Source organism: Endozoicomonas sp. ALC013 (assembly GCF_049310205.1).
In the GTDB taxonomy this organism is placed as follows: Bacteria; Pseudomonadota; Gammaproteobacteria; order Pseudomonadales; family Endozoicomonadaceae; genus Endozoicomonas.
Map to the genome: position 1 here is coordinate 1 of NZ_JBLYNS010000128.1, position 14,989 is coordinate 14,989.

Here is a 14,989-nt window from a genome sequence, read left to right on the forward strand (position 1 = left end):
CGGATATGGTGCATATCGTCATCGGCGATTTTCAGCACACCTGGTAGTGGCTGGATGACTTGGTGGTGAGGGCTTTAGCGACACCCTCAAAGCTCTGGAAACAAGATCAGATTCAAATATCAGGCTGGTCGGGAAGACGACCGATAATCTGTATCAGAATTTCTTCAATCTTGTCGAAACGTCTATCTTGCTGATCAAAGCGTTTGTCCTGTTGATCAAAGCGCTGATCAATCTGTCGGAACTGAGCATTGACCTCTCCCTTGAACTCATTCAGTTCTCTGCGGGTATCCTGCTGCTCTTTGAGAACAAGGGCAACCACTTCATGGGTTGCACTGACAACTTTCACCAAGTCTCGAAAAGCGTGATCCAGTGCTTCCTGCCCCATCTCCAGTTTCTCAACTCTCGATTCAAGATTCACAAGCTTACCTTGATGAGTTGTTGTTCGAGACCTCAGGATAGCAGAGAATGGCGAACTGCTAACGGACGTTAAAATGAGCAGTCCATACCCATCTGCCAGAAGCCGATTTCCAGGCGGGTCGCTTCCCGGAAAGTCTGGCAGAGAGCATCCATTCGGGCGGCGTTATAACGGGACCTGGCCAGCTGCTCCAGCTGCTCGACCTGCTTTCTGGCACAGCCAAGAAATTCTTCCCCCCCGTAAGTTTCTATCCAGGCCCAGTAAGGGTTGCCCTCTTTGAGCGTATCCGGATCATTCTTTAAACGATACCCGATTTCCGCATAACCCACCGCGCAGGGCGATAACGCCGTGTAAAGATCAAGAATATCGCCCGCCATTCCCCGCTCCAGCACATAACGGGTGTATGCCATATTGGCACGGGCTTCCGGCAGGCTGACCACATCCTTCTCTGTCAGCCCCCACTCCTGACAATAGGCCAGATGCAGTGTCATTTCGCCCAGGATACCGCTTACGGACTCCGATGCAGAACGCATATCTTCCAGGTTATCCGACTTGTAAACCGCCAGTGAGTAAGCCCTGGCAAAGTGAATCAGGAACAGATAATCCTGCTGAAGATAGTGGCGAAAAGAGGCAATTGGCAGCGATCCGTCGGCCATCCCCCGGACAAACGGGTGATGGCAGTAGTTATGCCAGTCCTCCTGGCAGGCCGCTTTCATGCGCCCGTAAAGGGTGTTTTCATCGTTAAGGAACAAGGTATCTGAGCTCATGGCCGGACTCCGGGCATCATTATTGATCCGCATCATAACTCACCGTTGCCCGGTTGCACATTTATAACCTTGCCGGTGACTCTGCCTGGCAACACACAATCAATCAGAACTGAGGTACGGGTTTGATGGAACAGAGTATCGACCTGAAAAAGTTAAGGAACATTTTTGCAGTGAACACGATCAAACTAACCAGATGATCTGAAATCCGCTGTTCAGCCGCTTACTTTACCGATTCTTCAGGGCCACACCGCCAATTTTGCAGTGCTGCAGCGTCTTGCCACACGAGGTGAATGAATAATGCAAACCAACATGTCTTACGCTTCATCAACGATTACCATGCTTAACCCCGTGAATGTCTCCGATGAAATACGAAAAGCAGGGCAAGAGGATATCGTTTTTATCCATATGCCGAAAACCGGGGGGACCAACATTGCCTGTCTGATGAAAGCCATCAGTGCTGATTCAGGCAGCGTATTTAATCATCGCTGCTCCGTTATGCGGCAAGAGGGTGTTTCCCCCAATCTTTTCAAGCCTGGTGGAATGGGCGGTTATCCCTCTCCGGAAGCGCTGGAAAACCTTAAAGCACAACATTCACCCCGATTTATCAGTGGCCATATGCCCACGGGCCTGATAGAGGAAGGTGGTTTACAGGGACGATATATCTCATTAGTTCGGGAGCCGGTAGCAAGAGCTGTGTCCTCAATTAATTTTGATTATCAACGGGGTTACCTTGCCAAAGAGGATGTTGAAACTTATGCCGGTTCCACCATGATTGATAATTTACAAACCCGGCTGATCGCCGGGAAAGATCATATGGATGGTGAATGCACAGAAGACACTTATCGTGCAGCCACCCGAAGAATAAACGACGAATTTCTACTGGTAGCACCGACAGAAGCTGTCGACTCAGTGACGTCAGTGGTTGCTCGTCTGTATGGTGAGGAAAAAGTGGCTTCTGCCCGCTTTCAGGTGACCGGCAATAAGCTCTACGATGAAAAATCTCCGCCAGAACACCTTAAATCCATTTTAATCGGGCGCAATCAGTTTGATACCCGGCTTTATCAGCATGTAGTCAAAGAGTGGGAGAACTTTACTAATCACCATGTTACCGGGGTACAGGCCGGTAATGAAGAAAGCCCCTACCTGACCTTACCGCCAGACACGTTAACGACGAAAGCATGGAAAAGACTGACAGCCCATGAGATTAACGAGCACAACCAAAAAGCAGGCGGTTCACTGATGCGTTTTCAACAAAAGTAAGGGTTGTTTGCAAAGCCTCAACAGGTGGCGGATTATGCCCCACCTTGTCGTATATAATTCCCCCGTAAGAAGTTCACTGCTGACCATCTTTATCCTGCCGCGTCACCGATGGACAATGCCTGAAAAATGATCAGGAAACTCTGATGTACAAAGAGCCAAAACGAATTCAATCGGTTGAGCGAAGTTTCGCCATTCTTGAGGCCCTGTCCCAACATCCCGGGCCATTAACTCTGCAGCAGGTCAGTGAGGCGGTTGAGCTGAACAAGACCACGGTTCATGGCCTGCTGGCGACCATGAGCGAGCTGGGGTATGTCTTGCGCAGCAAACAAGGTTATTCCCTGGGGCTGAGATTTCGTGAGTTGTCCAGACCACTGGAGCAAAAAGACGAAGCCATTCGACGGCATTTCAGTGCCTTGCTGATGAAAATGGCACAGCTCACAGATAACACCGCCTATCTGGCCGTGCCCAGTGGTGCCCAGGAATATCTCTACCTTGATGCGGTTGAAGGCGGCCATTCACTGACCATTCGCAGCCCTCGTGGTAAACGTGAAGCTTTGACCACATCGGCGATCGGCAAGGTGTTTCTCGCGTTTGACCATGAATTACTGCGTCGTCTGCGCCTGCTGGGACAAGTCCCCAGGGCGCTGGAAAAGGAACTCCAGTGGGTAGCACAACACAACTATGCCCTGGATCTGGAAGAGGCGCAGGCCGGATTAAACTGTCTCGCCATCCCCCTCTACCTGAACGGGGAGTTTGTTGCCGTTGCCGGGATCAGCGGCGGTGCCGGGGAGTTAACCAGGGCTCGCCTGATGCATTTTGCCCTTCAGTTTCTGACCACTAAATAGTAGAGGCACTTAATTTGATAATGTCGAATCTTGTGCACTTTCTTGGCAGCTTCCACCTTTTTGTCCTTATCAGCGCATACACTTAACAGTTTCATTGAATCTCAGGAACTGCTTATGTCTGTTGTTTTGATTACCGGTGCCAATCGTGGTCTGGGTCTGGAGTTTGTCCGCCAGTATGCGTCGAAAGGCTGGCAGGTATTGGCAACTTGTCGTTCACCACAGTCAGCAAGTGCACTGAATGAACTGGCAACTGCGCACGCTACTGTCAAGGTATTACCGCTGGATGTGACCAAAGAGTCAGATATCAATGCCCTGGCTACCAGCCTGAATGGTCAGGCTATTGATCACCTTATCCTCAATGCCGGTGTACTGGGGTCAGACTGCGCGACACTGGGTGAGATGACCCAGGCGAAATGGCTGGAAGTGCTCACCATCAACACCGTTGCACCGGCACTGCTTATTCAGGCGCTGCAGGACAATGTGGCGGCCAGTGAACATAAGACCATTGTCGGTATTTCTACCCGGGTTGCCAGTCTGGGGGATAATAGCACCGGCAATATGTACAGTTATCGCGCATCAAAAGCAGCCTTGAACCAGATTCTGGTATCGGCGGCACAAAACCTGCGCAACCAGCAGGTGAAAACCCTGGCCATTCATCCGGGCTGGGTACAAACCGATATGGGCGGTAAGGATGCCACGTTCCCCGCAGAGCAGAGTGTTGCCGGTATTATCAAGGTCACTGAAAACCTGACCCTGGAAGAATCCGGCAGCTTTCGTGTATTCGATGGTTCCAGCGTCGAGTGGTGATCTGCCCCACAACCTGGCACCATTCCCTGCTTAAGCTAACACTGCTGAGTTGACAGCTTTCACGACGGGAGACCTAAAAAGGCCGACAGTTATTGTCGGCCTTTTTATTAATCAGGAACCTTTGACAGGGAAAGCCTGTTGCCTCTCCACTCAGCAGACGATTGCTGACTATATCGAGCAACATTGCCGTGAGGACGACTCTATTGTATTGGCGCAAGCTCCGATGGCACTAGCTCATGGTTTCAATGAGTTTGACGTGTACAATCTCCGTTCACCCTGAGCGGAGTCGAAGGGTGCTTGGCACGATCTATCAGAGTCCGGAGTTTTCGCCCTTCTACAGGCTCAGGACGAACGGAGTGCGGAGGCACAACAACCCGTCAAACTCATTGAAACCATGTACTAGCGGTCAGGTGTTTACCTGAAGCATTGCAGCATAAAGTGCTGACCATCCCTGCACTGTGCATCCAATATTTAATTGCTCAACTTGCCGGGGAATAAATCGATGGCTTTCTTATCGTTTAACTTCAAAGAAAAAAGCAGATTTAAACGGTTAAATACCCGCCATCCACATTTATGCAGGCACCCGTTGTGTAACTGGAAGCGTCAGACACCAGGTAAAGAACAGTTCCTGCCATTTCTTCAGGTGCGGCGCTGCGATTCATGGGAATATGCGTCAATGCCTGTTTCAGGATTGCCGGATTGCCCGTCAGTGCTGAGGCAAACTTTGTTTCAGTCAAACCCGGCAATAAGGCGTTTACCCGGATATTCAGCCCGGCACACTCTTTGGCAAAGGCTTTGGTCATGGAGATAACCGCTGCTTTGGTAACCGAGTAAATACCCTGCATATGCCCGGGCACAACACCATTGACAGAAGCAACATTAACAATATTACCACCGTTATTTTTGCGCATGATTTTTCCGGCCTCTGCGCACATAAAGAAGTAGCCACGGATATTAACGTCTACCGTCTTTTGAAAGGCCGCCAGATCAGTATCAAGAATATGGCCGAAGTAAGGGTTGGCTGCTGCATTATTGACCAGAATATCCAGCTGACCATGTTTTGCCTTGATCGTCTCAAACAGGGAGGTGATCTGATCCATATCACCGATATGACAGGGGATAGCTTCGGCAGAGCCGCCGCTGTCACGAATACTGCTACAAACGGCTTCACTGCTATCCAACTTGCGGCTGGAAACAATCACATGGGCACCCTGCTCTGCCAGCAGTCTGGCAATAGCTTCACCAATGCCCCGGCTGGCACCAGTCACCAATGCGATTTTTCCTTTCAGGTTGAACAGATCTTTTTGGGGTTCGTTGGTTGTCATAAGAAGTCTCTTTATTGTTTTTATATGCGGGTGAGCAACGCTTTTTCACCTTTTACTTCAAGGTGTGAATAATTGTTGAAACCATGCAGGCTCAGTTTACCGTTGCGCTCAGAGATAGCTGTAATGGATGTATTGTGAATCTGTCGGTTAATACGAAACATCTCAGTATCCGGACAGTTCAACAGTTGCAGTATAATCACGGAGATCACGCCACCTGAGCTGACCAGCACAGCGGAATCATTTTGTGCCATCTGACGGGTCGACTGATGAAGTACCTCTATCGTCCGGGATTTAAAGGTATGCCAGGACTCCTGGTATTCATTGTCATAATCACCAGACATCCAGCGAAACAGTGCCGCACGATAGGCGTCAAAAAAAGCCTGCTTGGGATTAGCCGCCCGGGCAAAAGCCAGGTCCATTTGTGCCCGATCAGTAAAATCGGGGTTCGCCGCCAGCATCAAGTCACCGGAATCCAGCTCATCCAGTCCGGGAAAGGTGATATCCGCGCACAACGAACGGTACCCGCTTTTCGACATCCCTTTATGGATACCAGCCAGCGTCTGCTGTTGTCGCAGCAAGGTGCCGGAGCCTGACAATTGAAATGACTTGCCCAGTGTTTGTGCCAACCACTCGCCAGTAATAACAGCCTGACGTTCACCCAGCGGGGAAAGACAGTCATAGTCGGGCTGCCCAAATGATGCCTGACCGTGTCGAGTCAAATAAATGGTAGCCATTGTTCTTTTTGTCCTAGAGTGATGACTGGCTGATCAACCGCAGGCAGCGTTGCTCCAGATACGCTATCGCCATAGGAAACATGGCAAAACGTTGATCCCTGGTCTGGCCATGATGAAAGCGGTAGTATATCTGCTGCATAATCACTGCCAGCCGGAATAAGCCGTAAACTTCGTAGAAATCAAACGTCTTCAGTTCAATATTATTCTGCTCACAGTACCAATCGACCACTTCTTTGCGCGTCAGCATACCCGCAATATTCGTTGGCTGACGGCGGAACATTTGCATTTGTGGTTCATCATCCGCTTCGATCCAGTAGGCAAGGCTATTACCCAGATCCATCAATGGGTCACCCAGTGTGCACATCTCCCAGTCCAACACACCAATAACTTCAGTTGGGTTGTCCGGGTTCAAGACCACATTGTCGAACCGGAAGTCATTGTGAATCAGACAGGTGCCAGCATCTTCAGGTTGCTTACTGTCGAGCCAGCTCATCACTTGTTCAAAGTCGGGTACATTGTCGGTGATCGCCTTACGATAACGGCCGCTCCAACCGTTGATCTGACGTTGCACGTATCCGGAGCCTTTACCCAGACTGGTCAGACCGGCTTTTTCAATATCGATGTTATGCAATTCACTGAACTTTTGCAGAACATTGATACACAACTGTCGACCTTCCTGCTCAGATAGTGCCATCCCTTTTGGCAGGTTATTGCGTGGAATAATGCCATTCAGGCGCTCCATCAAATAGAAATCACACCCCAGAACACTCTGTTCTTCGCAAAAGGCCACCATTTTGGGTACCGGGTAATGATCCTGCAAAGCAGACATCACACGATATTCACGACTCATATCGTGGGCAGAAGCCGCTTTTACACCAAAAGGCGGGCGTCTGAGAATCCATTCTTTCTCACCTTTGGAAACCCGGTAAGTCAGATTGGAAGCACCGCCGGGGTATTGCTCAACCTTAAGGTCACCGGCAATATCAGGAAACATCCTATTCAGATAGGCATCCAGTGCCGCTCTATCCAGCTCCTCTCCGGATCGAACCGTTCCCGGCTGATCAACAAATCCTGCACTTTCAGTGGTCATAGCTTCACACCCTGTTTTTTTAAATTCTTCTTATATCCTTTGCTCACCAGTGCTTTGAACAGTGATGGCAGGTAACGCTTGATGCGCCACAGTATGCGCCCCTCGCGATGGGGCAAGACATAAAATGTCTTATTCTGAACCGCATTGAAGATATCATTGGCCACATCTTCAGCGGTGATGTTGGAACTGGCCAGTAGCTTATCCACCACCTTTTTCATTTCAGCATCACCGGATCGAAAAGACTCGGCAAGGTTGGTCTGAAAAAATCCCGGGCAAACCACTGACGTATGAATACCAAAAGGTTCCAACTCGATCCTGATGGTTTCTGACAGGCCCACCACTGCACTTTTGGTGGCGTTATAACTGGACATTAACGGTGCATTCACCAAACCAGCGAGTGAGGCAATATTGACTATATGACCGGAGCGCTGTTTCTTAAACAGCGGCGTAATCGTTTTGCAACCTCTGGCAACACCCAGCAGGTTAATATCCAATACCCACTGCCAATCTTCCATGGAGGACGTTTCGATACGACCGCCGGTTGCGACACCGGCATTATTAACCAGCACACCGATATTGCCCCATCGCTGCATGGCGCTGGCAATCATGGCTTCTACATCCTGGTCACTGGTGACATCACAGTGGGTGAAACAGGCATCGGCACCCAGGGCTTTCAGGGCTTCGACCGTTTTATTGCCTGGCTCCTGATTGATATCAGCGACACAAACCGAATAACCTGCACGGGCAAAGCGCTCACAGGTTGCACGGCCAAGGCCACTGGCACCGCCGGTCACAATTATTGTTTTTATAAACGACATGCCTTGATCCTATTTATTATTTTTCGTGTTATCGATACTTCATCAGTTCAAACCTGGCAATCAACCCACGATGCACTTCATCTGGCCCATCCGCTAAACGCAGCACCCTTGCCATTGCCAGCATACGGGTTAACGGGAAATCATCGGAAAGACCACCACCGCCGTGCATCTGAATAGCCGCATCAACCACCTGCTGGGCAACGTTGGGGGCCACCACCTTGATCTGGGACACTTCACTCATTGCGCCCATAATGCCTTTTGTATCCATGAGCCATGCCGCTTTCAGAGTGAGCAACCGGGCCTGTTCAATACCGATCCGGGCATTGGCAATCACATCAGGATTGCCATTCAACTTCACCAGAGGCTTACCAAACGCCTTGCGGCTCAGGCCCCGCTCACACAATAGTTTGAGTGCTTTTTCCGCAGAGCCAATCAAACGCATGCAATGATGGATACGACCCGGTCCGAGACGTCCCTGGGCAATTTCAAACCCCCGGCCCGGGCCACCAATAAAGGCAGACAGCGGTAACCGTACATCAGTAAACGACACTTCACCATGACCAAATGGTGCATCGTAGTCTCCCATGACACTTAACATGCGCTCGATTTTTATACCGGGCATATCCAAAGGCACCAAAACCATAGCGTGACGGTGATGACGATCTGCCTCAGGGTTCGAAATGCCCATAAAGATAACGAACTTGCAGTTAGGGTGGCCTATACCACTGCTCCACCATTTACGACCATTCAATACTATCTCATCACCCTCAATGACACAGGTGGCACCCATATTTGTTGCATCACTGGATGCAACCTCTGGCTCGGTCATACAGAACGCAGAACGAATTTCCCCGGCCAGCAACGGTTTAAGCCATTGTTCTTTTTGCTCCTCACTGCCGTATTTCCAGAGCACTTCGGCATTGCCGGTATCCGGCGCATTACAGTTAAAGACCTCCGGTGCCATCAAGCTCCAGCCAGTGGCCTCGGCGATAGGTGCATACTCAGTATTGGTAAGTCCTGCGCCCCATTCATCACAGGGCAGAAACATATTCCAGAGCCCTGCACTGCGAGCCTGTCTTTTTAACTCTTCAACGATTTCCGGTTGCTGCCACTCAGAGTGGTCTGCGGAGGTGGACAACGCCTGATGATACGCTTCTTCTGCTGGCAGTACTTTGTCGTTCATGAATGCCTGAGTGCGCTGGAGAAAATCCTGCGCTTTGGCAGAATGGGAAAAATCCATGAAAGCCTCGCTGTTATTGTTATTGCCCTCTATGCTGCTGTAGATGATAATCACGATCAAATGAATAGTTTTGATGAATAACTATAAATATTATGCATATATCAAGACTTGACCTTAATCTTCTGAGAGTGCTCGAAGCCATTGCCATTGCCGGCTCAATTACCGGTGCCGCAGGACGGCTCAACCTTACCCAGCCCGCCGTCAGCCACGCCTTAAACCGGCTTCGGGAGCAGTTGGACGATCCACTGTTTATCCGTGAAGGACGGGGCCTCCAGCCTTCTTCATACACCCGGGAAATTCTACCGGAATTGCGCACCGTCCTTGGCGACCTGGAGCGCGTGCTGGCACCGAGAGATGACTTTGTTCCAGCCACCAGTAAGTTGTCATTTACTCTGGCCATTCATAAGGCGATGGAAACTGTTGTGCTGCCACCATTAATGATGGCATTACAGCAGCAGGCTCCGGGTATCTCGATCCATAGTGTGAAACTTGATCGTCACCATGTGGAAAAGGAGTTAAGAGCAGGCAGTATTGACCTTGCCATTGACGTACTTCTGCCGGTGGGCCGCCAAATCGAATATACCTTGCTGCAGAAAACCCCGATGGTTGTCGTTGCCCGAAAAAATCACAGCCGGATAACCAAACAGCTGACCATGGAAGAGTATTTGAAGGAGAAACACATTCTGGTGTCCTCCCGTCGCGAAGGGCCTGGTTATGAAGATCAGCAATTGGCCAGCCTGGAAAAACGACGCTCAATCGCCCTTCGTTTGAGGGACTACCAGGTAGGCTGTCTGGTGGCTTCCTGCTCAGACTTATTACTGACCCTGCCGCAGGATTACGCTCAACAATTGTCTCAGGATATGGGACTGCAAATTCTTCCACTGCCCTATGAACTGCCATCGGTCAGTGCCTATCTTTACTGGTACTCCATCAGAAGTGCATCGCCCTCACTGCAATGGCTCAGAGGGTTATTAAATGAGCCTTGTCAGTAAAATCTGTGAGCTAATTCTGGTTCAATGAGCTGGAGTCCTGTTCGGGCAGCAGTTGTCCGTTCTCCAGGTACGGTGGAAAATTTCGACTGGCACAGGAGTCTGTTTATCAGATTCCGGTAGAGAATATGGATGCCCGTGACCAGACCATGCAGGACATTGATGGGGTCGATGTGGATTTGCAGGACGCCAACCTGCTGGGTATTCGCAGTCGTTACTGCTATGACATGGAAGTGCCTGTGGCGAACTTTATCATATGGCGGACTCTGCAGGTGAGCCAGGGGGCTTCACAAGATTGGTTGGCCTGCCAGGCATTAGCAAGGCTTTTTGGGGAAAATCGTTTTATGATTCCCTTGACCGGGCGCAGTGTGGTGCGAATGCAGACCGACTTTCGATGTGAAAAGAATGAAACCAAAGGTGTCGATTGTGAGAATTTATAAAACCGCTTGTCTTCTGTTTTTACTGTCGTCCACGGCTGTGATGGCCTTTGATGTGGATAAGGTTATAGAGCATCAGGATGCGCTCTTGAATGAGCTAGAGCCTTTTCAGGAATTGCAGAACCAGCATATTGATAAAGAGACCGAGAAAATGATAGCCAGTCCCGGTTACCGACCCAATATGGATCTGGGATCAGTCAGGGAAGCCACTATCAGAATTGTTGGACAAATGATTACCACTCGTGAGCAGGCTGTGGCCGATGCCATGGCTTCAGTGGACCGGTCATCTTGCAGGGAAGCTATTACTGACTATAGGAATACGACACTGGCTAATTTGAAATCGGTCTATCAGGACTATGTCGACAACAAGGAAAAGGCGAAGGTGTCGGGTAATCTCAATGTCGTCCAGGCTCATGCTGTGGATTCGGGCAAACTGCATGCCGGGCCACTACTGGGATGTGGTGAGTATTGGATACCCGCTCCGCCGACCGGGGGGAAATCAGGATGAAATCACTTTATAAAAAACTGGGAAGTGTAGCCCTGGGGGGATTTGCTGCTTTAACATTTGCTGCTATTTCCCCTGTTATGGCCTCTCCTGCAACGCACCCCTTGGTTAAGGCATTTCCAGAGTCCACAGTGTTCCAGAAGGACGTCAAAAAATATGACCGGGTCGAACTGGTCGCCGGGCCGGTGGATTATCTCAAAGGGGACAATGAAGGTTATCTGGCTTCCCTGAAACTGGAGGCTCTGGGTGAATCACGGGTCTGGATCAATGACCACAGTATGAGTGACTCGGCGGTGCATCTGTACCAGGAGATGCTGGATCGTTTGGCAAAAGACCACTTTGAAGTTGTTTATCGGTGCGAACAGATACAATGCGGTGACCTGACTGCCTGGCAACTTTATCTTTCTGAACAGCTTGAGGGTGACGAGTCCAGTCAGCACTATGTTCTGGCCAGGCAGGCGGGTAGCAAGGGGAGCCAGTGGCTGGTTCAGTTTTATGTCATCGACCTGGATGGGGAGCCCAGGAGCTACCTTCGGATACTGGATGCCAGCACCCGACCGCAGCTGAAACTGGCCTTTAACCATCGTCTTCTGACACTGGATAAGCAATATCCCACAGTAGCCCTGCTGGATAATATCCCCGACATCCTGTTCGAGTCAGGGATGGCTGAATTGAATGAGAACGCTAACGATTACCTGCTCAGGCTGAAGCATGAGCTGATTGAGTCAGGCGCTACCCGGCTCACCATAGCAGGTCACACCGACAGTGTGGGCACAGAGGAAGACAATGAACGGCTTTCTGAGTCACGTGCCAGAGCAGTGGAACAAGTACTGACACGTGATAACGCCATGGCAGGTTTAACGATTAATGTTGAGCACTACGGAGAAGAGCAGCCTGTTGCAGATAACCGCCAGACTGAAGGGCGAAAACAGAATCGGCGGGTGACCATTGAGTACCAGCAGCCCTTGAAAACGTCAGCTATCAATTAGTTTGGGCGCTTAAAAATAACAGAAGAACCATAAAAAAGAATCATAAAAAGATAATACAGGGATGTAGAGATGTCAGGTCATCAGTTTTTAAAGAAACCTAACCCTCGTCGAATGATTGGCGCAGCTATGGCGGAGTATATGCCAATCCTTGGCATTGGCCTGATCACTGCGATGGCCGGTTACCAGCAGTACGGCGATGTCATCACTGACCATATAGGTGATATGGCGCAGGAGATGGCTTCCAACTATTACCAGGGCTGGTTCTATCCGGAAGGAACTCCGGGACTGGCAGCTCCCGGGGGCAGTGGCAGGCATAAAGATAGCGGTGGGCCGGATGATTCTGATGGGAGTGGCGGTGATGGTTCCGACGGGGATGGTGGTGATACTCAGCCTGGTGACGGAAATGTACCACCCATAGACGATCTGTTTCCTGACCCGGGTGGAGGTGGTGGTGGCGGTATGTGTCTTGGGCCAGGGGGCGGTGATCCGGGTTACTTTTATCCTCTGGGAGGTTCTTCACAAGGGGGTGTGTCCACCGCGCCCACTTATACGGTGGCGGGCAACCCTATTGACTTTGGTACGGGTAACAAGTTCCAGGTTGAGTCTGACTTTCAGCATTATGGCGAAACGCCCCTTAAATTCGAGCGCTATTACAACAGCCGACAAAGTAATAAGTTGACCAGTCTGGGCCATGGCTGGCGACACAGTTACCAGCGGCAGCTTTCAGATCTGGTTGATCTGGAAGGGCAAATATCCGATACCTACCGCAAGATAGTTCGTGACGACGGCTCTGTTTATCTGTTCCGCCTTGAACAGGATCGCTGGATCGGTCAGGGGGTCGTGGATCAGCTGGAAAAAACAGAAAGCGGCTGGCGTTACATCACCTTGAACCAGGTCATTGAAACCTATAATGAAGCTGGCCAGCTACAATCTGTCAAATACCCTAACGGCGTTATTCATCAACTGACATATAAAAATAACCAGCTGGTTTCAGTATCAGACAGCCGTGGCGACCAACTGACGTTTAATTACGAAGGCCATAGCGAAAAACCATGGCTCAGCCGGGTTGAACTGCCCAATAATACTGTTCTGCGTTTTCAGTACAGTGAAAAAGGCAACCTCAAGGGATTCCAACGACTGGGCGACAGCATCTGGTCACAAGTTGCAGCGCTCTGGCAGCACAATACCGCAACCTATCATTACGAGAATCAACAGCTCAACCATGCCCTGACCGGCATTACCGACGCGGAAGGTAAGCGCTATGCCACCTGGGGCTATGATGATCTCGGTCGTGCAAATCTTAGTGAACATGGTAATGGCGTTGAACGACTGACCTTTGACTACAGAAGTGACGGCACGGTAGCCATGACCAATGAAGCCGGTCTGGTGACTGTTTTTCATTTGGAAGCAGCACGGCCCGGTTATCGCAGGTTGGTCAGGGTGGACGGTAAGGCAACACCGACCTGTCCGGAAGTTCGCCAGGATCATCAATATAATGAACAGGGCTACCTGCGTCTGGCGGTAGATGCCGAAGGCAGTGCCACAGAATACCAGCGCAACCAGAGAGGCCTGGTGACCCGGCAGGATAACGGTCTGACTCGTCAGCAAGGACAGTGGTTACCCGTAGAAGGCACTTCCCGCGTTGAAAGACGCTGGCATAACACTTTACCACTGGTGACCGAAGAAATCCTGAGTCGTTACCACCAGGGACGTTGGCAGAGTTATCGCAAGGCCGATTTTCAATACAACGATGCAGGAAGGTTGCTGAGCCTTATTGAAACCGACCTGACACAGCAGACACTGCCTTATTCAACTTACGGTGATCAGCGTCACTGGGCATATAGCTATACCTTCGATAAGCAAAATGTCGGACAGATTGCCACTCTGGCGATCAACGGCCCCAGAAAGCCTCTGGCTGATGGCTCAGACGATATCACCACCTACCGCTTTAACGACCGTGGCCTGCTGGAGGAAGTCGTCAACCCGATGGGGCATACCATCACCATTGACCAGTACAACAGTGATGGCCAGCCCACCCAGGCGACATTGGCGAACGACCTGCAAATCACCCTGGACTACAACGCTCTGGGTCAAACCACCGGAATCACCCGGCGGGGTCAATCGGGCAAACTGTCAGAGACCACGGAAATGGATTATGACCGCAACGGCCTGGTGACCCGACTGACCTTGCCCGATGGCAGCTGGCAGTCATTCGACTATAACGACGCTCGACAAATCATTGAAATCCGCAACAACTGGGGCGAGCGCATTAACCTGGAGCCTTCCAGAGTCAGTGGTGAATGGACTGCCCAACTGGTATACGACAGCAAAGGAAACCTGATCCGTCAGAGTGAGCGGGCGCTGGATTCCCTGGGCAGAGTGATCAAACTGCTGGGACAGCATGGGCAGGAAGTGGTGCTTGCCTATAACAAACTGGGGGATGTTCTGACCACAACCGAAGCAGGGAAAGACGAAAAGCGCATCACTCGCAATGATTACAATGCCATCAGTCAATTGACCCAAGTGATAGACGCCATGAACGGCTCTACCCGGTTTGAATATGGTCAGACGGGTGGCATCAGTGAAGTGGTGGCGGCCAACGGTGCGGTTACCCGTTATCGTTACAATGGCTTTGGTGACACCATTCAGGTAGATAGCCCGGATACCGGAGTGATCGTCTACGACTATGACAGCGCCGGGAACAAGATCCGGGCGGGTTCTGGCCATCTGAGACGTTCCATCGTTGCTGAAAATGCTGCTGAACATGC

Annotated in this window: 15 protein-coding genes; 8 read left to right on the top strand and 7 right to left on the bottom strand. The window is 50.6% G+C overall.

All coding sequences use genetic code 11. From position 1 onward, the window contains the following. Nucleotides 1-112 precede the first annotated feature (112 nt). Both ACO6V1_RS18625 and tenA read right to left on the bottom strand, forming a co-directional pair. Nucleotides 113-418, bottom strand: a complete 306-nt coding sequence (locus ACO6V1_RS18625; protein WP_422463427.1) for a hypothetical protein — start codon at nucleotides 416-418, stop codon at nucleotides 113-115. Nucleotides 419-486: 68 nt separating this feature from the next. Further along, nucleotides 487-1,182, bottom strand: a complete 696-nt coding sequence (gene tenA / locus ACO6V1_RS18630) for a thiaminase II (RefSeq protein ID WP_422463425.1) — start codon at nucleotides 1,180-1,182, stop codon at nucleotides 487-489. 297 nt (nucleotides 1,183-1,479) lie between these two features. Here tenA and ACO6V1_RS18635 point away from each other — a divergent pair, with 297 nt between their 5' ends. The 3 genes from ACO6V1_RS18635 to ACO6V1_RS18645 all read left to right on the top strand — a co-directional run bounded on the left by ACO6V1_RS18635 (nucleotide 1,480) and on the right by ACO6V1_RS18645 (nucleotide 4,094). Then, nucleotides 1,480-2,442: a sulfotransferase domain-containing protein gene (locus tag ACO6V1_RS18635; protein WP_422467988.1), complete on the top strand. Its 963-nt coding sequence runs from the start codon at nucleotides 1,480-1,482 to the stop codon at nucleotides 2,440-2,442. A 143-nt stretch (nucleotides 2,443-2,585) separates the two neighbouring features. Further along, nucleotides 2,586-3,287, top strand: coding sequence for an IclR family transcriptional regulator (locus ACO6V1_RS18640; RefSeq protein ID WP_422467990.1), 702 nt, complete (start codon nucleotides 2,586-2,588; stop codon nucleotides 3,285-3,287). A 114-nt stretch (nucleotides 3,288-3,401) separates the two neighbouring features. Next, on the top strand, nucleotides 3,402-4,094 hold the full coding sequence (locus ACO6V1_RS18645; RefSeq protein ID WP_422467992.1) for an SDR family oxidoreductase: 693 nt from the start codon (nucleotides 3,402-3,404) through the stop codon (nucleotides 4,092-4,094). 542 nt (nucleotides 4,095-4,636) lie between these two features. Here ACO6V1_RS18645 and ACO6V1_RS18650 read toward each other — a convergent pair. From ACO6V1_RS18650 to ACO6V1_RS18670, 5 genes are read right to left on the bottom strand one after another with little or no spacing between them, the layout of a single operon-like run. Next, on the bottom strand, nucleotides 4,637-5,419 hold the full coding sequence (locus tag ACO6V1_RS18650) for an SDR family oxidoreductase (protein ID WP_422463418.1): 783 nt from the start codon (nucleotides 5,417-5,419) through the stop codon (nucleotides 4,637-4,639). A gap of 20 nt (nucleotides 5,420-5,439) precedes the next feature. Beyond that, on the bottom strand, nucleotides 5,440-6,153 hold the full coding sequence (locus ACO6V1_RS18655; protein ID WP_422463416.1) for a histidine phosphatase family protein: 714 nt from the start codon (nucleotides 6,151-6,153) through the stop codon (nucleotides 5,440-5,442). A 13-nt stretch (nucleotides 6,154-6,166) separates the two neighbouring features. Continuing rightward, nucleotides 6,167-7,243, bottom strand: coding sequence for a phosphotransferase family protein (locus ACO6V1_RS18660; protein WP_422467994.1), 1,077 nt, complete (start codon nucleotides 7,241-7,243; stop codon nucleotides 6,167-6,169). Beyond that, nucleotides 7,240-8,061 carry an SDR family oxidoreductase gene (locus tag ACO6V1_RS18665; protein ID WP_422467996.1) on the bottom strand — a complete coding sequence of 274 codons (822 nt, stop codon included), beginning with the start codon at nucleotides 8,059-8,061 and terminating at the stop codon, nucleotides 7,240-7,242. The genes ACO6V1_RS18660 and ACO6V1_RS18665 overlap by 4 nt, the downstream gene beginning before the upstream one ends. 28 nt (nucleotides 8,062-8,089) lie before the next feature. Next, nucleotides 8,090-9,301, bottom strand: a complete 1,212-nt coding sequence (locus ACO6V1_RS18670) for an acyl-CoA dehydrogenase family protein (RefSeq protein WP_422447363.1) — start codon at nucleotides 9,299-9,301, stop codon at nucleotides 8,090-8,092. A gap of 92 nt (nucleotides 9,302-9,393) precedes the next feature. Between ACO6V1_RS18670 and ACO6V1_RS18675 the strand changes: the two genes are divergently transcribed. The 5 genes from ACO6V1_RS18675 to ACO6V1_RS18695 all read left to right on the top strand — a co-directional run. Then, on the top strand, nucleotides 9,394-10,293 hold the full coding sequence (locus ACO6V1_RS18675; protein WP_422467998.1) for a LysR family transcriptional regulator: 900 nt from the start codon (nucleotides 9,394-9,396) through the stop codon (nucleotides 10,291-10,293). 125 nt (nucleotides 10,294-10,418) lie between these two features. Further along, nucleotides 10,419-10,730, top strand: a complete 312-nt coding sequence (locus ACO6V1_RS18680; protein WP_422468000.1) for a hypothetical protein — start codon at nucleotides 10,419-10,421, stop codon at nucleotides 10,728-10,730. Further along, the gene (locus ACO6V1_RS18685) at nucleotides 10,717-11,235 is read left to right on the top strand and encodes a hypothetical protein (protein ID WP_101748442.1); all 519 of its coding nucleotides are present in this window, start codon (nucleotides 10,717-10,719) and stop codon (nucleotides 11,233-11,235) included. The genes ACO6V1_RS18680 and ACO6V1_RS18685 overlap by 14 nt, the downstream gene beginning before the upstream one ends. Then, nucleotides 11,232-12,221: an OmpA family protein gene (locus ACO6V1_RS18690; protein WP_422468002.1), complete on the top strand. Its 990-nt coding sequence runs from the start codon at nucleotides 11,232-11,234 to the stop codon at nucleotides 12,219-12,221. Before ACO6V1_RS18685 ends, ACO6V1_RS18690 begins: the two co-directional genes overlap by 4 nt. A 69-nt stretch (nucleotides 12,222-12,290) precedes the next feature. Beyond that, a partial coding sequence (locus ACO6V1_RS18695) for a DUF6531 domain-containing protein (protein WP_422468004.1) occupies nucleotides 12,291-14,989 on the top strand: 2,699 nt, incomplete at its 3' end.